Raw genomic sequence first — 23006 nt, forward strand, 5'->3', positions numbered from 1 at the left:
CGATTGCTACCGAAGTGTCATCTCAGGTTGGTGTAACAGGTGGGACTCGGGGTCCGATCCGGTCTCCGCCGAGCCAGGGCGCGTCGGCCACGAAGGTGCACGAGCCGGGCTCGATCTCGGTGAACCCGGCGTCGCGCACCACCGGCAGCCCCTCGTCCACCTTCGCCGAGAAGACGGCGGGCCGGGCGGTGCGCACGGACACCGTGAGACCCCGCGCCCGCCAGGCGGCGCGTCCGGCGGCGTCGCTGGCCCACCAGGCGAGCTGGGCGGCGTGCCCCGCCTGCGCCATGGCCTTGCCCGCGGACATGCGCAGGGCGGGGTTCTCCCACAGGACCGGCGGGGTGGCCGGGCCCGGCTCGCCGGTGTCGGCCAGCTCGGTGCCCGACACCTGCAGCCTCGCCAGGTCCCTGGGCCAGGCGTCGAGCGGGACGGGCGGGTGCACGCGCACCTCGGCGGTGCGGTGCTCGATCGTGCGGCCGGGCAGCGCGACGGCCCGCCTCCACTCCGCGCCCCTGGCCCGCCGCACCACCTTGCGGATCCGGCCCGCCTGCCAGGCGCGCAGCTCTCCGGCCCACTCCCCCGGGTCGTCGAGCAGGGAGAGCACCGCCATGGCGGCGGCCTCAAGGGCGTCGGCGCGCTCCGGCGGGCCGGCACGTTCGATCCGCACCACCAGGGGCAGGACCATCTCTTCTGAGTCGTTCATCGCTTCCCAGCATGCCGGATCGCCACCGACATTCCGGCGGCGAGCAGGCACAGCGCCCCGGCCGCGTACCAGGCCACGTCGTAGTGGCCCAGCTGGTCGCGGGCGAGCCCGGCGCCGACGGCGGCCACGGCGGCCCCGACCTGGTGGGAGGCGAACACCCAGCCGAACACCACGGGCCCGTCCGCGCCGTACAGGCTGCGGCACAGCGCCACCGTCGGCGGCACGGTCGCCACCCAGTCGAGCCCGTAGAAGACGATGAACACCAGCATGCTGGGCTCGGGGGTGGCCGCGAACAGGGCGGGCAGCACCATCAGCGACAGCCCGCGCAGCGCGTAGTAGACGCCGAGCAGCACCCGGGGGTCGATCCGGTCGCTCAGCCAGCCCGACATGACGGTCCCCACGATGTCGAAGACCCCGATCACCGCGAGCAGTCCGGCGGCGGTCGGCTCGGCCATCCCGTGGTCGTGCGCGGCCGGGATGAAGTGGGTGCCGACCAGCCCGTTCGTGCTCGCTCCGCAGATGGCGAACCCGCCCGCGAGATACCAGAAGGGACGGGTGCGCGCCGCCGACCGCAGCACGGTCAGCGCGCGCACCGCCGCGTTCGCGGCCGGGGCCGGTGGGGTACGGGGCGCGTCCGGGTCGGCGCCGAGCGCCGTCGTGCCGACCTCCTCCGGGCGGTCGCGCAGCAGCCACCAGACGAACGGCACCACGGCCAGCGCCGAGCCGGCCACCGTCAGCGAGGCCACTCTCCAGCCCGGCCCCTGGGCGAGCTGGGCCAGCACGGGCAGGAAGACGAGCTGCCCGGTCGCCCCGGCGGCCGTCAGCAGGCCGGTGACCAGGCCGCGGTGCCGCACGAACCACCGGTCGGTCAGCGTGGCCGCGAACACCAGGGCCATCGACCCGGTGCCGAGCCCGACGAAAACCCCCCACAGCAGCAACAGGTGCCAGCTCGCGGTCATCCACACGGTGAGCCCGCTGCCGGCGGCGACGAGCAGCAGGGCGAGGGCGACCACCCGGCGCATGCCGAAGCGGTCCATGAGCGCGGCGGCGAACGGCGCCATCAGGCCGTAGAGCACGAGGTTGACGGAGACGGCCAGGGAGATCGTGCCCGTGCTCCAGCCGAACTCCTCCCGGAGCGGGTTGATCAGCACGCCGGGGGTGGCGCGGAAGCCGGCGGCGCCCAGGATCGCCACGAAGGCGACGGCCGCGACGAACCAGGCCCGGTGCACGCGGACGCGCCTGGCGGGGGTGGTCAGGGTCATCCGCCAATCCTGATTTATCGCGGTTTCTGGGCACGAGTGGCCGGAAGGCCAATATATGAAAGAATCCGGCCATGCCGCACCGGATCGCCGTCGTCGTGCTCGACCAGTTCGCGCCGCTCGACCTGGGAGTGCCAGGACAGGTGTTCAGCACGGCCGAGTCGGCGTCGGGCGAGCCGCTGTACGAGGTGGTGACCTGCTCGCCGGGCCGCGCCCCCGCGCGCTGCTCGGCCGGCTACAGCGTGCACCCCGACCACGACCTGGACGTGCTCGACACCGCCGACACGGTGCTGGTGCCCGGCGTGCACGGCGGGCCCGCCCTGCGGGAGGGCGTCATCCCCGGCGAGCTGCGCGAGGCGCTCCAGGGGCGGCCCCGGGTGATGTCGATCTGCACGGGCGCGTTCGTGCTGGCCGCCGCCGGACTGCTCGACGGCCGCCCGGCCACCACCCACTGGCGCAACGCGGCCCGCTTCGCCAGGCTGTTCCCCCGGGTGAAGCTGGACCCGGACGTGCTGTTCATCGACGACGGCGACGTGCTCACCTCGGCCGGCGTCGCGGCCGGGCTCGACCTCTGCCTGCACGTGATCAGGCGCGACCACGGGAGCGAGGTGGCCAACAGGGCGGCCCGCCGCTGCGTGATGCCGCCCTGGCGGGAAGGCGGCCAGGCCCAGTACATCGAGCGCCCGCTGCCGCCCGCCACCGGCAACGGCACCGCCGCCACCCGCACCTGGATGCTGGCCCACCTGGACGCGCCGCTCGACCTGGAGGCCCTGGCGGCGCACGCCAGCATGAGCGTGCGCACGTTCACCAGGCGCTTCCGCGAGGAGACCGGCATGAGCCCGGCCCGCTGGCTGTCCAGGCAGCGGGTCGAGCACGCCCGTCACCTGCTGGAGACCACCGACCTCGGCGTGGAGGAGGTGGCCAGGCGCGCCGGCTTCGGCACCGCCGTCTCGCTGCGCCAGCACCTGCACGCGGTGGTCGGCGTGGCGCCCCTGGCCTACCGGCACACGTTCCGCCGCCAGTAGGGAATAACCGGACAGAGCGTCCAGTTGCATGAGCCAGTCAAGTGGACATGTCGTCCGCTTCTGTCTCGTGGAGGAGTCTCATGGAGACCGCTCTTCTGGGTGCCGCGCTGCTGGCCGGTTGCCTCCTCGCCGTCCAGGCGTCGGCGAACCTGCAGCTCAACCGGGCCGTGGGCACGCCCTACGGCGCCTCGACCCTGCAACTGGGCGTCGCGACCGGCCTGCTGGCCGTCCTCGCCCTGGCCACCGGCGCCCTCGGCGTGCTCGCCCGGACGGCCGACGTCCCGGTCTGGCACCTGCTCGGCGGCCTGGCCAGCCCGCTCTACATCACCAGCGGCATCCTGCTGTTCCCCCGGCTCGGCGCCCTGGTGACCGCCGGCCTGTTCGTCACCGGCCAGATGTTCGCCTCGCTCGGGCTGGACTCGTTCGGCCTCCTCGGGCTGGCGCGCGAGGAACCGGACGCCGGGATCGTCGCGGGCGCCCTCGCGGTGCTGGCGGGCATCACCGTCATCGTCCGCGGCCTGGGCGGCGGCGTCCCCGGCGGGACCCGGACGCGGCCCGGCTGGCTCGCCCTCGGGCTCGTCGCCGGCGCGGCGCTCCCCGTGCAGGGAGCCGTCAACGCCAGGCTCCGGGCCGGCCTGGACGAGCCGCTCACCGTCGCCGCCGTCAGCTTCACCGTCGCCACGCTCACCATCGCGGCCCTCCTGCTGGTGCTGACCGCCACCCGCCGCACGCCCCGCCCGCGCCTCGCGGGGCTGCGGGCGATGCCCTGGTGGGGGTGGCTGGGCGGGGCGTGCGCGGCCGCGTACGTGACGGGGACGTTCCTGCTCCTGCCCGCCATCGGCGCGGCGGTGACGATCGCCCTGACGGTCACCGGCCAGCAGCTGACCTCCGCCGTCATCGACCACTACGGCCTGTTCCGCATGCCCAGGAGGCCGATGGACGCCTCCCGCCTGCTCGGCCTGGCCCTGCTCCTGGGCGGCGCCGTCACGATCCAGCTGAGCTGATCTCCACCGCCGCGCGGCTGCGGTCAGGACGAGGCGACCGGGTCCGTGACCCCGCCAGGGCAGGCGACGGCTCCGACGTCCCAGCCCGCGAGCCGCGCCCCTGCCTCGTAGGCGCTCTGGTAGAAGGCCAGGACGGCCTCGCGCGGGGAGGGCTCGGCCCTGGCGTCGTCGTAGCGCAGGATGGCCAGGTGGCTCCCGCGCTGCTCGACCCACTCCGCGGTCCCGGGGAGCAGCGGTTGGCCGGCCAGCCCGGCGGGCTCCGGCGCGGTGTAGGAGTAGAAGGCCGGTTGCGGGAAGGTGTCGTCGCCGAACCAGAAGCCGGAGCTGATCACCTCGCGGGAGTACGCCTCGCGGGTCACCGGGTCGTTGCCGGAAGGCTGGTCGATCACCCGGTCGGAGAACCTCGTGCAGGCGATGTCGAAGGTGTGCCAGAAGTGGTGGACCGGGCTGATCTTGCCCGAGTAACCGGAGGCGAACTCCTCCAGCACCAGGTTGACCTGGCTGAGCACCTGCCAGTAGCGCGTCGCGTGGACGGGGTCGTAGGCCGCGTGCTCGGTGTCCTCGGCGAACGGCCGGCCGGAGTCGGGCAGGTCGAACGGCTGCGGTATGTCGACGTCGACCGGCGCGTCCAGGTCCCCGAGTGCCCGCATGACCTCGTTGTAGAACGACGCCACGGACTGGCCGTAGAGAGGGAACGTCACCGCCCGGCCGTCGATCGTGGCGACGATCAGCTGATGGGCGACGAAGTCGAAGTCGATGGTGAAGATCGGCCCGCCGTCGGCCCGTCCCGTCGGGCGGGTGGTGATGCCCCGCCCGGTCAGGTGGAACGGCACGTGCCACCAGTGGTTGCGCCGGATCCCGGCCGCGAGGCGGATCTTGCCGACGATCTGGGCGAAGCGGTGCAGCGTGGCCTTGGTGTCCTGCCATGCGGCCAGCGGGATCGCGGGAAACAGTTCCATGTCCCTCACCATCCCCACGGCCGTCCGATGCATGAGGGGTTGTGCCAAAGTGGGGCGGTGACGCTGACCAACTGGGCGGGAAACACCGCCTTCACGGCATCCCGGATCCACCACCCCACCTCCCTCGACGAGCTCCGGAGCCTGGTCGCCGCCGCCCGGCGGGTGCGCGCGCTCGGCAGCGGCCACTCCTTCAACGACGTCGCCGACTCCCCCGGTGAGCTGGTGCGGCTCGACCGGATGCCGCCCCTGATCGAGATCGACGGCGCGGCGGCGCGGGTGCGGGTCGGCGCGGCCACCACGTACGCGCGGCTCGCCCCCGAGCTGCACGCTCGCGGGTTCGCGCTGGCCAACCTGGCGTCGCTGCCGCACATCTCGGTGGCGGGCTCGGTCGCGACCGGCACCCACGGCTCCGGGGTGGGCAACCCGAGCCTGTCGGCCGCTGTCCGCGGCCTGGAGCTGGTCACCGCCGACGGCTCGATGGTCACCCTCGAACGCGGCCACGACGACTTCCCCGGCGCGGTGGTCGCGCTCGGCGCGCTCGGCGTGGTGTCCGCGCTCACCCTGGACCTGGTGCCGGCGTTCGAGCTGCGCCAGTACGTGCGCGAGGGCGTGCCGGACGACGCCCCGTTCGACGAGGTCATGGCCGACGGCTACAGCGTCAGCCTGTTCACCGACTACCGCGACACGCGGGCCTGGATCAAGACCCGCGGCGAGCCGCCCGGCGACGACTGGCACGGCACCCGGCCGGCGGACGGCCCGCGGCATCCCGTGCCCGGCATGCCCGCCGAGAGCTGCACCGTACAGCTCGGCGTGCCGGGGCCGTGGCACGAGCGGCTGCCGCACTTCCGCGCGGACGCGCCGCCCAGCAGCGCCGGGGACGAGCTGCAGTCGGAGTGGCTGCTGGAGCGCTCGCACGCCGCCGCCGCGCTGCGCGAGCTGCGCGCGGCGGGCGACCGGATCCGGCCGGTGCTGCAGATCTCGGAGGTGCGCACGGTCGCGGCCGACGACCTGTGGCTGAGTCCCTCGTACGGGCGCGACAGCGTGGCGTTCCACTTCACCTGGGTGAAGAACCCGGAGGCGGTGCTGCCGGTGATCAAGCTGGTGGAGGACGTGCTGGCGCCGTTCGACCCCAGGCCGCACTGGGGCAAGCTGTTCACCCGCCGCCCGGCGGTCCCTGACCGGTTCCGTGAGCTGGTGCGCCGGTACGACCCGGACGGCACGTTCGGCAACACTTTCACCCGGACACTGCTGGATACCTGACGGGAGCTGGCAGGTAAGCGCGGCACGATGGAAGCATGATTGTCAAAGGGCCCTTCGAGACCTCCGACTGGCACGCCGAGCAGCCGTTCGAGCAGCATGACGACGTCTCACTCGGCCGCGTCACGATGACCAAGACCTTCCACGGCGGCCTCACCGCCACCAGCACCGTCCACCTGACGGTGGTGACGACCCCGGTGGAGGAGTCGAAGGCGTACGTGGCCGTGGAGCGCATCGAGGGCACGCTCAACGGCCGGGCGGGCAGCTTCGTCGTGCAGCACAACGCCGCCAGCGACCGGGGCACGCAGTCGTTGCGGATCTCGGTCGTGCCCGACTCCGCCACCGGCGAGCTGCGCGGCCTGCGCGGCGAGATGGACATCGAGATCACCGAGGACGGCGCGCACTCCTACGTGTTCGACTACACCTTGGAGGGTCCCGCCCACTAACCTACCGACCAGCCGGTACGGATGGAGGGCGTCGTGTGGGACCCGGAGCTCGCCGAGCTGAAGCACCGCAAGGACCTGGCCGCGCGCATGGGCGGCGAGGAGCGCGTCGCCCGTCAGCACGCCACCGGCCGGCTGACCGTCCGGGAGCGGCTGGCCGCGCTCACCGACTCCTGGCAGGAGGTGGGCGCGCTGGCCGGGCGCGCCGAGTACGCGGAAGGCCGGCTGGAGAGCTTCACCCCGTCGAACGTGATCATCGGCCGGGCGGAGGTCGACGGTCACCGCGTCGTGGTGTCCGCCGACGACTTCACCGTGCGCGGCGGCGCGGCGGACGCCGCCATCCACGAGAAGCAGATCCTGGCCGAGCGGATGGCGGGCGAGATGCGGGTGCCGCTCGTCCGGCTGATCGACGGCACGGGCGGCGGCGGCAGCGTCAAGCAGCTGGAGGAGTACGGCCGCACCTACGTCCCGTACAACCCGGGCTGGGACCAGGTGGTCGCCAACCTGGGGCGGGTCCCGGTGGTCGCGCTCGCCCTCGGCCCGGTGGCCGGGCTGGGCGCCGCCCGGCTGGTCACCTCCCACGTCTCGATCATGGTCAAGGAGCTGTCCCAGGTGTTCGTGGCCGGCCCTGCCGTGGTCGAGGCGGGGATGGGCGAGAGCCTGGGCAAGGAGGAGCTGGGCGGCTGGCGCACCGTGGCCGCCGCCGGCACCGTCGACCTGGTGGCCGACTCCGAGCAGGAGGCGTTCGCGCTGACCCGGCGGGTGCTCGGCTACCTGCCGCGCAGCGCCTGGCGGCTCCCGCCGGTCGCCGAGTGCGCCGACGACCCCCGCCGCCTCTCTCCCGAGCTGCGCGCCGCCGTCCCGCGTGACCGGCGCAAGCCGTACGACATGCGCGCGATCATGGACACCGTGTTCGACGAGGGGAGCGTGCTGGAGCTCGGCCGCCGCCACGCGCGCTCCACGATCACCGCGCTGGCCCGGCTCGCGGGGCGGCCGGTGGCGGTGCTCGCGAGCGACCCGCGCTTCTACGGCGGCGGGATGACCGCCCAGGGCGCGGACAAGACGACCCGGTTCCTGGACTTCGCCGAGACCTTCCACCTGCCGGTCGTGCACCTGGTCGACCAGCCGGGGTTCGTGATCGGGGGCGCCGCCGAGCGGGCCGCGACCATCAGGCACGGCGCCCGCGCGCTCGCCGCCGTCTACCAGTCGACGGTGCCGTGGGCGTCGGTGCTGGTGCGGCGGGTGTTCGGGGTGGCGGGGGCCGCGCACCGGCCGCACCACCGTTACGGCCTGCGCGTCGCCTGGCCGTCGGGTGACTGGGGGTCGCTGCCGATCGAGGGCGGGCTGGAGGTGGCGTTCAAGCGGCTGCTGGCGGAGGCCGGGCCGGACGCGGAGGCCATGAAGGCGGAGATCGCGGCGCGGCTGGAGGCGGTCAGGTCGCCGTTCCGCACCGCCGAGGCGTTCCTGGTCGAGGACATCGTGGACCCCGCGGAGACGCGCCCCGTGCTCACCGCGTGGGCGCGCGACGCGTACGAGGTGCTGGAGCCGGGACCGCGGGCCACCACGAGGCCATGACCAGGCGAAATGTTAGCCAGCGGCTCTCAGCGGCAGAAACCAGGCATGCACATCTGGGGGGTACGGACCGTCCTGCCGGACCACCGGTACGAGCAGGAGGAGATCACCGAGGCGTTCGCCCGGCTCACGGCGGCCGACGAGGGGCTGCTCAAGCGCTTCCACACCGCTACTGGCGTGACCGGCCGCAACCTGGCGCTGCCGCTGGACGACTACGCCAAGCTCCAGTCGTTCGGCCGGGCCAACGACGCCTACGTGGAGATCGCGCTCGACCTGGGTGAGCGGGCGATCGCCGGCGCGCTGGACAAGGCCGGGCTGCCGCCGGGGAAGGTCGACCACCTGGTGTTCTGCTCCACCACCGGGCTCGCCGCGCCGTCGCTCGACGCCCGGCTCGCCCAGCGCGCGGGGCTGCGCGAGGACGTCAAGCGGGTGCCGGTGTTCGGGCTGGGCTGCGCCGCCGGGGCGGCCGGGCTGTCGCGGCTGCACGACTACCTGCGCGGCTGGCCGGACCAGGTGGCGCTGCTCGTCTGCGTGGAGCTGTGCTCGCTCACCGTGCAGCGTGACGACACCTCGGTCGCGAACCTGATCGCCAGCGGCCTGTTCGGCGACGGCGCCGCGGCCGTCGTGGCCACCGGGCACGGCGACGGACGCGAGGTGGTGGCCACCCGGAGCAAGCTGTACCCCGGCACCGAGCACCTGATGGGCTGGGAGGTCGGCGAGCACGGCTTCCGCATCGTGCTCGACGCCGGGCTGCCCGAGTTCGTGGACCAGGTGCTGGCCGGGGACGTCGTGGCCTTCCTCGCCGACAACGGCCTCACCCCCGGCCAGGTCGGCACCTGGATCTGCCACCCCGGCGGCCCCAAGGTGATCGAAAGGCTGGCCGGGGCGCTGGAGCTGTCACCGGAGGCGCTGGAGGTCACCTGGCGGTCGCTGCGCGAGCACGGCAACCTGTCGTCGGTGTCGGTGCTGCACGTGCTGCAGGAGACGCGCGGGCGCAAGGACCAGCCGGCCGTGCTGCTGGCGCTCGGGCCGGGCTTCTCCGCCGAACTGCTCCTGCTGCACTGGTGATCAGGACGGCTTCGACACCGGGATCCGCTCCAGCCCCTCCGGCCGCTTGCCCGGGTAGACGCCGGTCAGCAGCGCGCTCACCGTGTACAGGTGCCAGGCCAGGGCCGGCTTCTTGACCACCGGGTCGGCGAACAGGGCGCGCACCTCGTCCGGCCGCACGATCGGCGCCAGCGCGTCCAGACTGCCCAGCACCTGCTGCCGCAGCACGTCCGTCAGCACCGGGCCGGGGCTGGTCCGCCAGCTCCAGCCGCCGCCCGTGCGGAGCGTCGGCATGTGCGCAGGGGGCCGCGGCGCCCGCCGCCACCAGTGCGACGGCCGGCTCTCCAGCGCCGCGGCGAACCGCCACGGCTTGCCCTCGATCGGCACGTCACGCAGCTGGGGCGCGAACCGCAGGATCAGCGCGTAGATCACCTCTTCGGACAGCCGCCAGGCCTGATCCAGCCCGAGCGCGGCCCGTACCACGCGGTTGTCCAGGAACGGCCGGACCGGGTCGCCGCGGCGCAGCGACCCCGCGCGGGCGCTGGCCTGCCAGCGGCCCACCTTGTACCAGACGTAGATGTGGTCCAGCGCCTCCAGCCGGTCCTTCCTGGCCAGCCACGGCCGGGCCAGCTCGCGGGCGTGCTCGTTCGCCTCGTCGGTGAACAGCTTGTCGTCCTTGCCGAACGTGGTGGTGATGCGGCGCGTCAGCGCCTTGTCGCTCAGGTCGTTCTGCAGCAGGTTCAGGCTGCCCGCCCGGAGCGTCTCGCCGCTCTGCCCGGACATGGTCGGCTTGCCGGAGTAGGGCAGGTAGCCGACGATCGACTCGTACGCGGACGTCATGCCCTCGCAGGTGCGCAGCGTCTCCCAGACCCGGTCCAGCGGGTGCTCCACCAGCACCGCGTCCTGCCCGGCCGTCTGCGGCGGCGCGATCACCGTGTGCTCGACGCCGAGCCGGCCGGCGATCTGCCGGGCCAGGATCACGTCCGGGTGCGCGTCGAGCCCGTTCGTGGTCACCCGGAACGGCACCTTCGCCGCGTACAGCAGCGCCCCGAGGATGCGGGTGTCGCGCCCGCCGGTCAGCGCCAGGTTCACCGGCTCGCCCAGGCCGCGCAGCGGCGCGACGGTGGCCAGCAGCGCCTCGGCCAGCTCGCCGATCGCCTTCCGCTTGCCGCGCTCCGACGTGGGCGCGGGCGCCGACGCCGGCAGCGGCGTCTCGGTGATGACGCGCCGCCCGTCCCGCACGTCCAGCCGCGTGCTCGGGCGCAGCGCCGTCACCCCCCGGTACGGGGTCTCGTCCGACAGGAAGAACCCCTGGCGGACCATCGTCTGCAGGGCGAGCACGTCGTGCTCCACCCGGTCGCCCTGCTGGGCCGCCAGGTGCACGAGCAGGGCCCGGCTGCCGACGACGTGCAGTTCGGGCGTCTCGGCGTAGAACACCGGGCAGACCCGGTTGATCGCGGTGGCCGCGGACAGCACGCCGTCGCCCGCCACCCAGGCGGAGAAGCAGCCGCCGATCCCCTCGCCCAGCGGATCGCCGATCAGCCGGCCGGCGTCGTCCGGGTCGGCCAGATGACCGTTCAGCCCGAGCACCCGCCCGCCCGACTCCGTCAGCAGCGGCGGCCGCCGCGAGTCGTCCGGCTCGTTCGTCCACCCGAACAGGGACACGCCGCGGCCGTGCCATTCGCTGCCGCGGATCACCTCCGGCGGGACCGGGAAGGCCGTCTCGGCGACGGAACGGATCTTCTCCAGGACCCTGGCCGGAACCTCACGGCCCTTGGCGGCCAGACCCACATAGATACGCACGGCACCCATGCCTACAGGAAACGACCACTTCGTGACAATCGATCACGTAAGAGTCGCGGTTTGCGCTCGCTTGCGTCACCGGCCCGGCCGGCCGCTCTCCAGGCCCGTCATAGGGCGTGGAGGTGACGCACATGAAGAAACGTTCGCTGGCGGCGATCGGACTGGCGGCGCTGCTGACGCTCACCGCGTGCGGCGGCCCGGCCGGGGACGCGCCCGCCGCCCAGGAGAACCCGGCGCCCATGCGCCCGGAGCTGTCGGAGACCACCAGCGCCAGGATCTCCACGTTCGCGCTGGACGTCGACACCGCCTCGTACTCCTACGCGCGCCGCACCCTGCGGGAGGGGCGCCGGCCGGAACCCGGCCAGATCCGGCCCGAGGAGTTCGTCAACTCCTTCCGCCAGGACTACGCCGAACCGCCCGACAACGGCTTCACCGTGCACACCGACGGCGCCCGGCTCCCCGGCCGCGACCGGGCCGTGCTCCGGGTCGGCCTGCAGACGCTCGGCTCCACCACCCAGGCCCGCAGGCCGGCCAACCTCACCTTCGTCATCGACGTCTCCGGTTCCATGGCCGAGCCCGGCCGGCTCGACCTCGTCCAGCAGGCCCTGCGCACGCTGCTCGACCAGCTCACCCCCGGCGACCAGGTCGCCGTCGTGGCCTTCAGCGACACGGCCCAGCTGCTCGCCGCCATGACGCCGCTCGCCGCCCGGGCCGATCTGCACGCCGCCGTCGACCGGCTCACCGTGCAGGGCGGCACCAACCTCGAGTCCGGGCTCGTCCTCGGGTACGAGGAAGCCTCGCGCGCCTTCCGGCCCGCCGCCACGAACCGGGTCATCCTGCTCTCCGACGGCCTCGCCAACCAGGGCAGCACCGCCTGGCAGGCCATCCTCGACCGGGTCGGGGAGAGCGCCGCCGAGGAGATCACGCTGCTCACCGTCGGCGTCGGCCGCGAGTACGGCGACGAGCTGATGGAGCAGCTGGCCGACAACGGCGACGGCGCCGCCATCTACGTGTCGAGCCCCGAGGAGGCCGAGAGGGCGTTCGTCTCCCGGCTGCCCGCCACCCTCGAACTGCGCGCCCGCGACGCCAAGGCCCAGGTCGCGTTCAACCCGGACGTGGTCGAGGAGCACCACCTCGTCGGGTACGAGAACCGGGCGCTGAAGGCGGAGGAGTTCCGCGACGACAGCGCCGACGGCGGCGAGGTCGGGCCCGGCCACTCCGTCACCGCCCTGTACGCGCTCAAGCTCAGGCCCGGCGCCGAGGGCCACCTCGCCACCGCCACCGTGCGCTGGCAGGACCCCGACACCCGCCGGCCCGCCGAGGCCGCCGACTCCGTCGACGTGGGCGCCCTCGCCGGCGAACTGTGGTCCGGCGCGCCGCTGCGGCTCCAGGTGGACGTGGTCGCCGCGGCCTTCGCCCTGCAGATGCGCGACGGCGAGGCGTTTGGCATGGACCTGCCCGCGCTCGGCGAGCACGCCGCCCGCCTGGCACGGTCCTCCGAGGACCCGATGGTCACCGAGCTGGCCGGGCTCATCGGCAAGGCGGGCGAGGTGCGATAACCGATTGCGAGGATTGTGGCCGTCTGGGCATCTTGAGAGGGTGAGCGTGAAAGTCGAACCGCCCGCCAGGCTCGGGCAGACGACCCTCCCCGACGGCCGCAGGCTCGGCTGGGCCGAGTGGGGGCCGCACGACGGCAGGCCCGTGCTCTTCTGCCCCGGCGCGGGCACCAGCCGGACGCTCGGCTTCGGCGCGGGGACGGTCGACCGGCTCGGCATCCGGCTCGTCTCGCTCGACCGTCCCGGGCTCGGCGCCTCCGATCCCAGCCCGGGCCGCACCCTCGCGGACTGGCCCCGCGACGTGCGCGCCTCCGGGCTCGACGGCATCCCGGTCGTCGGGTTCTCCCAGGGCGCGCCGTTCGCGCTGGCCTGCGCCGCGGCCGGCGTCGCCTCCCGGGTCACGATCGTGTCCGGCTCCGACGAGGTGGCCGCGCCCGAGTTCCGCGACGGGCTGCCGCCCGAGCTGCGCGGCCTCGTCGACTCGGTGACCGGCGACCCCGTGGCCGCCGAGGAGTTCTTCTCCCGGTTCACCCCCGACGCGCTGTGGGACATGATCGTGCCCGGCAGCCCTCCCGAGGACCGGGCCGTGTACGAGGACCCGGCCTTCGAACGGGCCTACCGCAGGGCCATGGCGGAGGCGTTCCAGCAGGGGCCCGGCGGCTACGCCCGCGACACGCTGCTTGCCATGGGACGGTGGCCGTTCGACCTCGGGCGCGTCACCGTACCGGCCGAGCTCTGGTACGGCGAGCTGGACCACGGGCACTCGCCCGACCAGGGGGCGACGCTGGCCGGGCGCATCCCCGGGGCGCGGCGGCACCTCGTCGCGGGGGTGGGCGGGGCGCTGCTGTGGACGCACGCCGAGGTGATCCTCGGCGGCCTGGCCGGTGAATAAAGCGGTACGAGAGAGGTCTTAGGGTCCGATACACTGGGGCACGCAGCGATGCGAGGGGCTATGGCGCAGTTGGTAGCGCGCTTCCATGGCATGGAAGAGGTCTGGGGTTCGAATCCCCATAGCTCCACCTCACACAGGTAGTCATTTTCGGGCCTGCCGCTCGTGCCAGACCGGCTCGGCGCTCTCGTGCACGGTCCCGTCAGCGCCGAAGATCAGGAAACGGTCGAGATCGGCGGCGAACCAGCGGTCGTGGGTGACGGCCAGCACGGTGCCGGAGAAGGATTCCAGACCCTGCTGCAGGGCTTCCGCGCTGGCCAGGTCGAGGTTGTCGGTGGGCTCGTCCAGCAACAGCAGGGTGGCGCCGGACAGCTCCAGCAGCAGGATCTGCAGCCGGGCCTGCTGGCCGCCCGAGAGGGTCTCGAACAACTGGCCGGCGGCGGGCGCGAGCTCGTAGCGGGCCAGAGCGGCCATCGCCTCGTTCAGCGTGCACGCGTGACCGGTCGTGACCAGCTCGACCGGGGTGCGGCCGTGCAGGTCCGGCCGGGCGTGGGTCTGCACGAACCGCCCCGGGACCACCCGCGCCCCCAGCCGCGCCGAGCCGCTGTGCCGCACCGCGGGCGCCGCGCCGTCGGCGGCCTGCTCCAGCAGCTCCAGAAAGGTGGACTTGCCCGAGCCGTTGGAGCCGAGGATCCCGACCCGCTCGCCGTACCAGATCTCGGTGTCGAACGGCCGCATCAGGCCGACGAGCTCCAGGTTCTCGCAGATGACGGCGCGCTTGCCGGTGCGGCCGCCGCGCAGGCGGATCCGCACGTTCTGCGCCCTGGGCGGGCGCTGGGGCGGGCCGGCCTCCTCGAAGCGGCTCAGCCGGGTGCGCGCGGCGCGGTAGGCCGAGGCCAGCGCGTCGTTGTTGGCCGCGGTCTGCCGCAGGGTGTGCACCATCCGCCTGAGCTTGGCGTGCTCCTCGTCCCAGCGGCGGCGCCGCTCTTCCAGCCGGCTGATGCGCTGCTCACGCGCTTCGGCGTAGGCGGCGAAGCCACCGCCGTGGACCCAGACGCCGCGGTCCTCCACGGTCACGATCCGGTCGGCCGCCTCGGCCAGAAGCCGGCGGTCGTGGGAGACGAGCAAGACGGTCTTGTCCGTGGCCCGCAACCGGCCTTCGAGCCACTGCTTGGCGGGCACGTCCAGATAGTTGTCCGGCTCGTCCAGCAGCAGGACCTCGTCAGGGCCGCGGAGCAGGGCCTCCAGGGCGAGGCGTTTCTGCTCGCCTCCCGACAGGGTGGTCACCGGGCGGTCCCTGACCGCGTCGCAGGGCAGGCCCATGGCCTCGGTGGTGCAGACGTCCCAGACGACCTCCATGTCGTAGCCGCCGACGTCGGCGTAGTCGGCGACGGCCTGCGCGTAGGCCAGCTGCGACGCCTCGTCGTCGCGGGCGGCGATCGCCTCCTCCGCCCGCGCCAGGGCCTCGGCGGCGTCGCGGACCCGCTCCGGCGCCACCGACAGCAGCAGGTCGCGCACGCTCCGGTCGTCGCGGATGTCGCCGATGAACTGCCGCATCACCCCCAGCCCTCCTGAGGAGACCACCCGGCCGTCGGCCGGTCGCAGATCCCCGGCGATCAGCTTCAGCAGGGTGGTCTTGCCCGCGCCGTTCGGTCCCACCAGGGCGGCCTTGACGCCGTCCCCGACGCGGAAGGACACCTCGTGCAGGAGCAGCCGCCCGTCCGGCAGCACGTAGGTCAGCCCGTCCACCTCGACGTGTCCTGCCACGGTCCCTCCTTCACCGGATCACTGTTCCGGTCACTGGATCAATGATCCGGTGCCCGATCGCCATACTAGACTCACGTACGTGGACATCAGCAAGGCAGAATCGGGAGCCCGCCGATCAGGGACCGCGGGGGACGTGTGGCTGCGCCCGTCCGCGCGCAAGGGACGCGACGCCCCGCCGCTCAGCCGGGATCGGATCGTCGAGGAGGCCGTGGCGCTCTTGGACGCCGAAGGCGCCGATCGGCTGACCATGCGCCGCCTGGCCGAACGGCTCGGCACCGGCTCGACCACGCTCTACTGGCACGTGAAGACCAAGGACGACGTGCTCGACCTCGCCCTCGACATGATCTTCGCCGAGGTCCGGATACCGGCGGAAAGCCGGGGGTGGCGCGCCGACATCACCGCGCTGATCGACGGATGGCGCGCGGTCCTGCTGCGGCATCCCTGGTCGGCTGCGCTGCTGAGCCGTCCGATGCTGGGGCCCAACGTGCTGGCCCGCAGCGAGTTCCTGTACGCGACCCTGCTGAAGGCCGGGGCCGTCGAACCCCACCTCACGGCCGCCGCGTACGGGCTGTCCAACTACGTCATCGGATCCGGGCTGATGCAGGCCACCTGGCCCACCGGCGCGGGGCAGGAGGCGCGGCAGGCGGCTCAGGAGCACCTGCGCGCCCATCGGGACAGCTACCCGGCCCTCGCCGCCCACGGGCCGCACGTCGCGGAGGCCGACTGGGACACCAGCTTCGCCCTCGGCCTGACCTGGCTTCTCGACGGCATCCAGGCCGGGATCGCCGGGAAGTGATCCTCTCCGGCGGCGCTACGCTGCTGTGCCATGCCTGAGACGCGCCTCGACACCGCCCGGATCCGGGCGGCCCGCGAGATGATCGACCCGATCTTCCTCGACACTCCGCTCTACCGCTGCGAGGCGCTGGAGCCCGGCCTCGGGTGCGCGGTGAGCGTCAAGCTCGAAACGGCGAACCCGGTCCGGAGCTTCAAGGCCCGCGGCACCGAACTCGTGACGAGCGCGCTCGCCGCCGGCGGCTCGCGAGCCGTGGTGTGCGCCAGCGCGGGCAACCTCGGCCAGGCCCTCGCCTGGTCCGGTCGCGGCCGGGGGTTGGACGTCACCGTCGTGGCGTCCCGCTTCGCGCCCGCCGCCAAGCTTGATCGGATCCGCGCGCTGGACGCCAGGCTGGAGCTGGTGGACGGTGACTTCGACCTGGCTCGTGAGCGGGCGGCCGGCATCGCGCGGTACGAGGGGATCCGGCTGGTCGAGGACAGCCTGGACATCGAGACCTGCGAGGGCGCGGCGACCATCGGCCTGGAGCTGGCCGGTGCCGCGCCGTCGTTCGACGCCGTGCTGATCGCCCTCGGCGGCGGGGCGCTGGCCACCGGCGTGGGCCACGTGGTGAAGGCGCTGGCACCCGGCGTCGAGGTGATCTGCGTCCAGCCCGCGGGCGCGCCGGCGATGACCCTCTCCTGGCGGCAGCGGCGCGTCGTCACCACCGACACGACCGACACGATCGCCGACGGCGTCGCCGGCCGGCTGCCGATCGCGGCCGTCCTGGACGACCTCCTCCAGGTCGCCGACGACGCCGTCCTCGTCCAGGAGAGGTCGATCATCGCCGGCATGCGGCTGCTCCTCGACCATGCCGGCCTCGTCGTCGAACCGTCGGCCGCGCTCGGCATCGCGGCGATCCTCGAAGACCGTGACCGCTTCGCCGGCCGGCACGTGGTCACCATCGTGTGCGGCGGCAACGTCGACCCGGACGCCTACCGCCGCTGGACCGGCCCGGCCGCCCGCGAGTCCTGACTCGGCGGGCCGGGGGCGAAGGCGCGGAGAAAGGTGTCCACGGCCGCGTCGGTGATCCGGATGAGGTCGTCGTCCGAGGGGGTTTCCAGGGGCCAGTGCAGGTCGGCGGGGCCGGTGAGGAGGGCGAGGAGCTGCTCGGCCGCCGTCGAGGGGTCGGCCTGGCGCAGGCGGCCCGCGAGGGTCAGGCGGGCGAGGCGGTCGGCGAGGGCTTCGGTGACGCGGTGGCCGGAAGGGCCTCGTACGAGGGCGAGCAGGTCGGGGAAGCGGGCGAGTTCGGCGTGGAGGAGGCGGCGGACGGCGCGGGAGCGGTCGTCGCAGTGGCAGCGGAGCAGGTCGAGCGCCACTTCCCGGAGGACGGGGCGGAGGTCGTCGCCGGGGTCGGTGAGGCGGTCGAGGGTGGCCAGGTGGCGGGCGACGGCGGTGCCGGCGGCGGCCGTCATCGCCTCGCGGAACAGGGTGGCCTTGTCGGTGAGGTGGTTGTAGACGGTGGGCTTGGCGACCCCGGCCTCGTCGGCGATCTCCTGGACGCAGGCCTGGTCGTAGCCGCGACGGGCGAAGACGGTGATCGCGGCGTCGAGGATGGCCTGCCGCTTGTCGATGCGGCCACGGGTGGTGGGCATGACGTCATTCTAGGTGCGTACTGAACTCATGGGTTCAGTGTTACTGACTAGGCTGTTAGATTGAACCAGTGAGTTCAAATTTGTCGCGATTGGTCTCGGTCGTCCTGCTGGGCGGGATGCTCGGCATTCTCAACAGCACGATGGTCGCCGTCGGGATCGACACCCTGGCCGCCTCGTTCGGCACGTCGCTCAGCGCGGTCGGCTGGGTGTCGACCGGGTTCCTGCTGGCCGTGACCGCCGCCATCCCGGTCACCTCGTGGGCCGTCGAGCGGTTCGGCGCGCGGCGGCTGTGGCTCTTCGGGCTGCTGGTGTTCCTCGCCGGGTCGCTCGGCGCGGGGCTGGCCTGGGACACCGGCGCTCTCATCGCCTTCCGTGCGGTCCAGGGGCTGGGCGCGGGAGTGCTCGACCCGCTGGTGCTCGTCCTGCTCGCCCGCGCGGCGGGGCCGCGGCGGGCTGGGCAGGTGATGGGGCTGATGGGCGTGGTGCTGTCGCTGGGTCCGGTGCTCGGGCCGCTGGCCGGCGGCGCGCTGCTGCAGGCGTTCTCCTGGCAGTGGATGTTCCTGCTGAACGTGCCGGTCGGGATGGTGGCCTACCTGCTGGCGCTACGCGTGATCCCGGCCGACGACCCGCCGGCGGGGCGGCGTAACCGGCTGGACGTGACCGGCGTGGTGCTGCTCGCGCCCGGGTTCGCGGCGCTCGTGCTGGCGCTGTCGCAGGCGGCCGAGCAGGCCGCGTTCGGGGTGTGGCAGGTGCTCGTCCCGCTCGCGGCCGGCACGGCCCTGCTGGCGGGGTACGGCCTCCACGCGCGCCGTGGACAGCCGCTGATCGACCCGCGGCTGTTCGCCCGGCGCTCCTTCAGCGCCGCCGTGGTGGTCATGGGGCTGGTCGGGCTGGCCACGTTCGCCACCCTGTTCGCGCTGCCGCTGTTCTTCCGGCAGGTGCACGGGGTGGGCGCGCTGGCCGCCGGGCTGCTGGTGGCGCCGGTCGGCGCGGGCGCCGCGGTGGCGATGCCGCTGGCCGGACGGCTGTCGGACCGGCTCGGCGCGCGCGGCCTGGCGCTGGGCGGCGCGGCGGTGGCGGCGCTCAGCGGGCTGGCCTTCACCCGGGTCGGTCCCGAGACCGGGTGGGCGTGGCCGGTGCTCGCGGGCTGCGCCATGGGGCTCGGGCTGGGCTTCGTCGGCGCTCCGACGATGGGCTCGCTCTACCGGCTGCTGCCCGCGCCGCTGATCCCGCAGGGCAGCGCCGTGCTGTACATGCTGAACCAGCTCGGCGCGGCGCTGGGCATCGCGGTGGTCACGCTCATCGTGCAGACCGCTGGTGATCCGCAACGCGGGCTGCGCGGCGTCTTCTGGTTCGCCCTGGCGATGGTCGTCGTGATCCTGGCGGCGGCCCCCCTGCTCCCCGGCCGCCCGGCCCCCGAGGCACGGGCGGCCCCGGAGCGGACGGGATCAGCCTGACGCGGCCACCGCCCCGGGAAGCGGTGGCCTGGAGGAAAGACGTCAGAATCCCTGGGCCAGGCGGTAGTACGCCTGGTTCCAGCGGATCTCCTTGGCGAACTGGCGCGGGGTGGTGTCGGCGTCGATGACGAGGAGCTCGACGCCGAGCATCTCGGACAGGTCCGTCAGCTCCTCGACCCCGACGGCCGTGGACAGCACCGTGTGGTGCGGGGCGCCGGCGGTGAGCCAGGCCTCGGCCGAGGTGCGCAGGTTCGGGCGGGGCTGCCAGACCGCGCGGGCGACCGGCAGCGCGGGCAGCGGCTGCGGCGGCGCGACCAGGTCGATCTCGTTGGCCACCAGCCGGAACCGGTCCCCCATGTCCGCCAGGCCCACCACGACGCCCGGCCCGGGCGTGGCGTCGAACACGAGCCGGACCGGGTCCTCCCGGCCGCCGATGCCCAGCGGGTGGATCTCGCACGACGGGGTGCATGAGGCGATCGTCGGGCAGACCTCCAGCATGTGGGCGCCGAGGATGAGCTCCTCGCCCGGCGTCAGGTGGTAGGTGTAGTCCTCCATGAACGAGGTGCCGCCGGGCGCCATCGCCTTGAGGGTGCGCAGCAGCACGGACGTCTTCCAGTCGCCCTCGCCGCCGAAGCCGTAGCCGTCGGCCATGAGCCGCTGCACCGCCAGGCCGGGCAGCTGGCGCAGCCCGCCGAGGTCCTCGAAGTTGGTGGTGAACGCCTTGAAGCCGCCGCTCTCCAGGAAGTGGCGCAGGCCCAGCTCGATCCTGGCCGCGTAGCGCAGCGACTCGCGCCGTTCGCCGAGCAGCTCGGGCGCCACCCGGTAGAGCTCCTCGTACTCCTTGATCAGCTTGTCGACGTCGGCGTCGGCGGCCGCGTCGACGGCCTCGACCAGGTCGTTCACCCCGTAGGTGTTGACCGAGACGCCGAAGCGGAGCTGGGCCTCCACCTTGTCGCCCTCGGTGACGGCCACGTCGCGCATGTTGTCGCCGAACCTGGCCAGCTTGAGCGTGCGCAGCTCGGCCAGGCCGGAGGCGGCGCGCACCCAGGACAGGACGCGCTCGGCCACGGCCGGGTCGCTGACGTGCCCGGCCACGGTCTTGCGGGCCACCCCGAGCCGGGTCTGGGCGTACCCGAACTCGCGGTCGCCGTGCGCGGCCTGGTTGAGGTTCATGAAGTCCATGTCGATGCTCGCCCACGGCAGCTCCACGTTGGCCTGCGTGTGCAGGTGGAGCAGCGGCTTGCGGAGCGCGTCCAGGCCGGCGATCCACATCTTCGCCGGGGAGAACGTGTGCATCCACGCGATCACGCCGGCGCAGGTGTCGTCGGCGTTCGCCTCCAGCATCACGCGCCGGATGGCGGCCGCGTCGGTCAGGACCGGCTTCCACTGCACGGGCACCGGCAGCGCCTCGGCGATGCGCCGCGACTGCTCGGCCACCTGCCGCAGCGTGTCTTCCCCGTACAGCCCCTGGCTGCCGGTCAGAAACCAGATGTTCAACGTGGACTCCTCTGTCCGTAGACGTTCTGGTAGCGGTCGTACAGGCGGTCGATGTGCTCCGGCTTGATCGGCAGAGGCTCGCCGAGCTGCCTGGCGACGTGGACGGTGCGGGCGACGTCCTCGCACATCACCGCCGCCTTCACCGCCGCCTTGGGGTCCTTGCCGATGGTGAAGACGCCGTGGTTCCGCATGAGCACGGCGGGCGAGCGGTGGCCGTCGAGCGTGGCCACGATGCCCTGGCCGATGGAGTCGTCGCCGATCAGCGCGAACGGTCCCACCGGGATGTCGCCGCCGAACTCGTCGGCCATCGCGGTCAGCACGCACGGGATCGGCTCGCCCCTGGCCGCCCACGCCGAGGCGTAGGTGGAGTGGGTGTGCACGACGCCGCCGACGTGCGGCATGTGGCGGTAGACGTACGCGTGCGCGGCGGTGTCGCTGGACGGCGCGTGGTCGCCCTCGACGAGGTTGCCGTCGAGGTCGCAGACGACCATGCTCTCCGGGGTCAGCTCGTCGTAGGAGACGCCGGAGGGCTTGATGACGAACAGGTCCTCGCCGGGGACGCGGCCGGAGACGTTCCCGGCCGTCCAGGCGACGAGGCCGTAGCGGACCAGTTCCGCGTGCAGGGAGGCGACCGTGGTCCTCATGAGGCGGCCTCGTTCCTGATGGCGCGCAGGGTGTGCAGCATGCGTCCGTCTCCGAAGTGGTCGTGCAGGTTGCGGTATTCGGCGTACAGCCGGTCGTAGGCGTCGGCCCTGGTCGGGTCGGGCACGTACGCGGCCTCGGTGCGCTTGCCCATGGCGGCGGCGGCCTTCTCGATGTCGGCGTAGACCCCGGCCGCGACGGCGGCGTGGATGGCCGAGCCGAGCGCCGGGCCCTGGTCGGAGCCGATGGCCGACAGCGGGCGGCGCAGCACGTCGGCGTATACCTGCATGAGAAAGCGGTTCTTCAGCAGGCCGCCGGCCACGACGAACTCCTCGACCGGGACTCCGGCCTGCTCGAAGGTCTCCACGATCATGCGGGCGCCGAACGCGGTGGACTCGATGAGCGCCCGGTAGACGTCCTCGGGCCGGGTGGCGAGGGTCTGGCCGACGATGACGCCGGACAGGTTGTGGTCGACGAGCACGGAGCGGTTGCCGCCGAACCAGTCGAGCGCGACCAGGCCGTGCTGTCCGACGGCCTGCTTCTCGGCCAGCGAGGTCAGGTACTCGTGCGCGTTCATGCCCTGGGCCGCCGCCGCCTCCGCGTACCCGGCGGGGACGTGGGCGTCGGCGAACCAGGCGAAGATGTCGCCCACGGCCGACTGGCCGGCCTCGTACCCCCACAGGCCGGGCACTATGCCGTCGCGTACGACGCCGCACATGCCGGGCACCTCGGCGAGCCGGTCGCTGGGCATGATGTGGCAGGTGGAGGTGCCCATGATGGCGACCATCTGGCCGGGCCTGACGGCGTCGGCGGCGGCAGCGGTGACGTGCGCGTCGACGTTGCCCACGGCGACGGCGATGCCCTCGGGCAGGCCGGTCCAGGCGGCCGCCTCGGCGGACAGGGGGCCGGCGAGGCCGCCGAGCGGGGCGAGCGTGACGCCGCCGGTCTTCTCGCCGACCTGTCCGGTGGCGAGCTTGGCGGCGAAGCCGGAGAAGCCGGGGTTCAGCTCGGCGAGGAACTCCTCGGACGGGTAGCCGTCATCCTGAAAAATCCCCTTGTATCCGGCAGTGCAGATGTTGCGGCTCTCCACCCCGGTGAGCTGCCAGATGATCCAGTCGGCGGCCTCGATCCACCGGTCGGCCGCGGCGTACGTCTCCGGGTCCTCCTCCAGGACCTGCAGCGCCTTGGCGAACTCCCACTCGGAGGAGATCTTGCCGCCGTACCGGGGCAGCCAGCTCTCCCCGCGCCGGGCGGCCAGCTCGTTGATCCGGTCGGCGTGCGCCTGGGCGGCGTGGTGCTTCCACAGCTTGGGCCAGGCGTGCGGCCGTTCGGGGGTGTGGAAGCAGAGGGGGGTGCCGTCGGCGGTGGCGGGCAGCACGGTGCAAGCGGTGAAGTCGGTGCCGATGCCGATCACGTCGTCGGCCTGGACGCCCGCCGCGGCGAGGGCGCCGGGCACGGCCACGCGGAGCACGTCGATCCAGTCCTGCGGCGACTGCAGCGCCCAGTCGGGGCCGAGCCGCACGCCGGAGCCGGGCAGCTCCCGCTCGATGACGCCGTGCGCGTACTCGTGGACGGCGCTGCCGAGCTCAGCGCCGTCGGACACGCGGACGACGACGGCACGCCCGGACAGCGTGCCGAAGTCCACTCCGACCACGAACTTGTTAGCGTTCACACTGATCTCCAGGGGATTCGTACGGGGCCT

20 protein-coding genes and 1 tRNA gene are annotated in these 23006 nt (G+C 73.3%); 12 read left to right on the plus strand and 9 right to left on the minus strand.

What is annotated here, in order from left to right; all coding sequences use genetic code 11:
• Positions 1–22: 22 nt before the first annotated feature.
• Together AB0K05_RS18530 and AB0K05_RS18535 are read right to left on the minus strand one after the other, a co-directional pair.
• The gene (locus AB0K05_RS18530) at positions 23–703 is read right to left on the minus strand and encodes a peptidyl-tRNA hydrolase (RefSeq protein ID WP_219547868.1); all 681 of its coding nucleotides are present in this window, start codon (positions 701–703) and stop codon (positions 23–25) included.
• Positions 700–1965 carry an MFS transporter gene (locus AB0K05_RS18535; protein WP_219547866.1) on the minus strand — a complete coding sequence of 422 codons (1266 nt, stop codon included), beginning with the start codon at positions 1963–1965 and terminating at the stop codon, positions 700–702. The genes AB0K05_RS18530 and AB0K05_RS18535 overlap by 4 nt, the downstream gene beginning before the upstream one ends.
• Positions 1966–2036: 71 nt before the next feature.
• Here AB0K05_RS18535 and AB0K05_RS18540 point away from each other — a divergent pair, with 71 nt between their 5' ends.
• Together AB0K05_RS18540 and AB0K05_RS18545 are read left to right on the plus strand one after the other, a co-directional pair.
• A complete protein-coding gene (locus AB0K05_RS18540; protein ID WP_148030092.1) occupies positions 2037–2987 on the plus strand; it encodes a helix-turn-helix domain-containing protein in 951 nt (316 codons plus the stop codon).
• A gap of 80 nt (positions 2988–3067) precedes the next feature.
• Positions 3068–3991, plus strand: coding sequence for a DMT family transporter (locus tag AB0K05_RS18545; protein ID WP_364230327.1), 924 nt, complete (start codon positions 3068–3070; stop codon positions 3989–3991).
• 23 nt (positions 3992–4014) lie between these two features.
• Here AB0K05_RS18545 and AB0K05_RS18550 read toward each other — a convergent pair whose 3' ends face one another.
• Positions 4015–4950 (minus strand): DUF5996 family protein, encoded by a 936-nt coding sequence (locus AB0K05_RS18550; protein WP_364230330.1) that lies wholly within the window; start codon positions 4948–4950, stop codon positions 4015–4017.
• A gap of 57 nt (positions 4951–5007) precedes the next feature.
• Between AB0K05_RS18550 and AB0K05_RS18555 the strand changes: the two genes are divergently transcribed.
• The 4 genes from AB0K05_RS18555 to AB0K05_RS18570 are packed head-to-tail and all read left to right on the plus strand — an operon-like array spanning position 5008 to position 9290.
• On the plus strand, positions 5008–6210 hold the full coding sequence (locus AB0K05_RS18555; protein WP_308249102.1) for an FAD-binding protein: 1203 nt from the start codon (positions 5008–5010) through the stop codon (positions 6208–6210).
• Positions 6211–6245: 35 nt separating this feature from the next.
• The gene (locus AB0K05_RS18560) at positions 6246–6653 is read left to right on the plus strand and encodes a DUF3224 domain-containing protein (protein WP_148030088.1); all 408 of its coding nucleotides are present in this window, start codon (positions 6246–6248) and stop codon (positions 6651–6653) included.
• 33 nt (positions 6654–6686) lie between these two features.
• A complete protein-coding gene (locus tag AB0K05_RS18565; RefSeq protein WP_364230334.1) occupies positions 6687–8225 on the plus strand; it encodes a carboxyl transferase domain-containing protein in 1539 nt (512 codons plus the stop codon).
• 9 nt (positions 8226–8234) lie between these two features.
• Entirely contained in the window at positions 8235–9290 is a 1056-nt protein-coding gene (locus tag AB0K05_RS18570) for a 3-oxoacyl-[acyl-carrier-protein] synthase III C-terminal domain-containing protein (protein WP_364230337.1), read from the plus strand.
• On the opposite strand, the gene AB0K05_RS18575 is transcribed toward AB0K05_RS18570, so the two are convergent.
• On the minus strand, positions 9291–11081 hold the full coding sequence (locus AB0K05_RS18575) for a hypothetical protein (RefSeq protein WP_364230340.1): 1791 nt from the start codon (positions 11079–11081) through the stop codon (positions 9291–9293).
• A gap of 122 nt (positions 11082–11203) precedes the next feature.
• Here AB0K05_RS18575 and AB0K05_RS18580 point away from each other — a divergent pair, with 122 nt between their 5' ends.
• From AB0K05_RS18580 to AB0K05_RS18590, 3 genes are all read left to right on the plus strand, one after another.
• Complete coding sequence (locus tag AB0K05_RS18580) at positions 11204–12631, plus strand: von Willebrand factor type A domain-containing protein (RefSeq protein WP_364230342.1); 1428 nt, start codon at positions 11204–11206, stop codon at positions 12629–12631.
• 40 nt (positions 12632–12671) lie between these two features.
• Positions 12672–13520 (plus strand): alpha/beta hydrolase, encoded by an 849-nt coding sequence (locus AB0K05_RS18585; RefSeq protein WP_219547848.1) that lies wholly within the window; start codon positions 12672–12674, stop codon positions 13518–13520.
• A 54-nt stretch (positions 13521–13574) separates the two neighbouring features.
• Positions 13575–13647: transfer RNA gene (locus tag AB0K05_RS18590), tRNA-Ala, on the plus strand.
• A 14-nt stretch (positions 13648–13661) separates the two neighbouring features.
• Here the strand turns inward: AB0K05_RS18590 and AB0K05_RS18595 are convergent.
• Positions 13662–15284: an ATP-binding cassette domain-containing protein gene (locus AB0K05_RS18595; RefSeq protein ID WP_364230345.1), complete on the minus strand. Its 1623-nt coding sequence runs from the start codon at positions 15282–15284 to the stop codon at positions 13662–13664.
• Between the two features lie 79 nt (positions 15285–15363).
• Between AB0K05_RS18595 and AB0K05_RS18600 the strand changes: the two genes are divergently transcribed.
• Both AB0K05_RS18600 and AB0K05_RS18605 read left to right on the plus strand, forming a co-directional pair.
• The gene (locus AB0K05_RS18600; RefSeq protein ID WP_364230348.1) at positions 15364–16080 is read left to right on the plus strand and encodes a TetR/AcrR family transcriptional regulator; all 717 of its coding nucleotides are present in this window, start codon (positions 15364–15366) and stop codon (positions 16078–16080) included.
• A gap of 30 nt (positions 16081–16110) precedes the next feature.
• Positions 16111–17088, plus strand: coding sequence for a pyridoxal-phosphate dependent enzyme (locus tag AB0K05_RS18605; protein ID WP_364230351.1), 978 nt, complete (start codon positions 16111–16113; stop codon positions 17086–17088).
• On the opposite strand, the gene AB0K05_RS18610 is transcribed toward AB0K05_RS18605, so the two are convergent.
• Positions 17049–17708, minus strand: a complete 660-nt coding sequence (locus tag AB0K05_RS18610; RefSeq protein ID WP_364230354.1) for a TetR/AcrR family transcriptional regulator — start codon at positions 17706–17708, stop codon at positions 17049–17051. The genes AB0K05_RS18605 and AB0K05_RS18610 overlap by 40 nt on opposite strands.
• 80 nt (positions 17709–17788) lie before the next feature.
• Between AB0K05_RS18610 and AB0K05_RS18615 the strand changes: the two genes are divergently transcribed.
• Positions 17789–19165, plus strand: coding sequence for a DHA2 family efflux MFS transporter permease subunit (locus tag AB0K05_RS18615; RefSeq protein ID WP_364230356.1), 1377 nt, complete (start codon positions 17789–17791; stop codon positions 19163–19165).
• A 42-nt stretch (positions 19166–19207) separates the two neighbouring features.
• Here AB0K05_RS18615 and araA read toward each other — a convergent pair whose 3' ends face one another.
• From araA to araB, 3 genes are read right to left on the minus strand one after another with little or no spacing between them, the layout of a single operon-like run.
• Entirely contained in the window at positions 19208–20662 is a 1455-nt protein-coding gene (gene araA, locus AB0K05_RS18620; RefSeq protein WP_364230358.1) for an L-arabinose isomerase, read from the minus strand.
• On the minus strand, positions 20659–21306 hold the full coding sequence (locus tag AB0K05_RS18625) for an L-ribulose-5-phosphate 4-epimerase (RefSeq protein WP_148030078.1): 648 nt from the start codon (positions 21304–21306) through the stop codon (positions 20659–20661). The genes araA and AB0K05_RS18625 overlap by 4 nt, the downstream gene beginning before the upstream one ends.
• A complete protein-coding gene (gene araB, locus AB0K05_RS18630; RefSeq protein ID WP_364230427.1) occupies positions 21303–22982 on the minus strand; it encodes a ribulokinase in 1680 nt (559 codons plus the stop codon). The genes AB0K05_RS18625 and araB overlap by 4 nt, the downstream gene beginning before the upstream one ends.
• Positions 22983–23006 lie beyond the last annotated feature (24 nt).

This window comes from Nonomuraea sp. NPDC049486 (assembly GCF_040676925.1).
In the GTDB taxonomy this organism is placed as follows: Bacteria; Actinomycetota; Actinomycetes; order Streptosporangiales; family Streptosporangiaceae; genus Nonomuraea; species Nonomuraea ferruginea.

Bases quoted from the DNA above. Each gene is read 5' to 3' on its own strand.
- AB0K05_RS18530 (WP_219547868.1), bottom strand. From the start codon at position 703: ATGAACGACTCAGAAGAGATGGTCCTGCCCCTGGTGGTGCGGATCGAA.
- AB0K05_RS18535 (WP_219547866.1), bottom strand. From the start codon at position 1,965: ATGACCCTGACCACCCCCGCCAGGCGCGTCCGCGTGCACCGGGCCTGG.
- AB0K05_RS18540 (WP_148030092.1), top strand. From the start codon at position 2,037: ATGCCGCACCGGATCGCCGTCGTCGTGCTCGACCAGTTCGCGCCGCTC.
- AB0K05_RS18545 (WP_364230327.1), top strand. From the start codon at position 3,068: ATGGAGACCGCTCTTCTGGGTGCCGCGCTGCTGGCCGGTTGCCTCCTC.
- AB0K05_RS18550 (WP_364230330.1), bottom strand. From the start codon at position 4,950: ATGGAACTGTTTCCCGCGATCCCGCTGGCCGCATGGCAGGACACCAAG.
- AB0K05_RS18560 (WP_148030088.1), top strand. From the start codon at position 6,246: ATGATTGTCAAAGGGCCCTTCGAGACCTCCGACTGGCACGCCGAGCAG.
- AB0K05_RS18570 (WP_364230337.1), top strand. From the start codon at position 8,235: ATGTTAGCCAGCGGCTCTCAGCGGCAGAAACCAGGCATGCACATCTGG.
- AB0K05_RS18575 (WP_364230340.1), bottom strand. From the start codon at position 11,081: ATGGGTGCCGTGCGTATCTATGTGGGTCTGGCCGCCAAGGGCCGTGAG.
- AB0K05_RS18580 (WP_364230342.1), top strand. From the start codon at position 11,204: ATGAAGAAACGTTCGCTGGCGGCGATCGGACTGGCGGCGCTGCTGACG.
- AB0K05_RS18605 (WP_364230351.1), top strand. From the start codon at position 16,111: ATGCCTGAGACGCGCCTCGACACCGCCCGGATCCGGGCGGCCCGCGAG.
- AB0K05_RS18610 (WP_364230354.1), bottom strand. From the start codon at position 17,708: ATGCCCACCACCCGTGGCCGCATCGACAAGCGGCAGGCCATCCTCGAC.
- AB0K05_RS18625 (WP_148030078.1), bottom strand. From the start codon at position 21,306: ATGAGGACCACGGTCGCCTCCCTGCACGCGGAACTGGTCCGCTACGGC.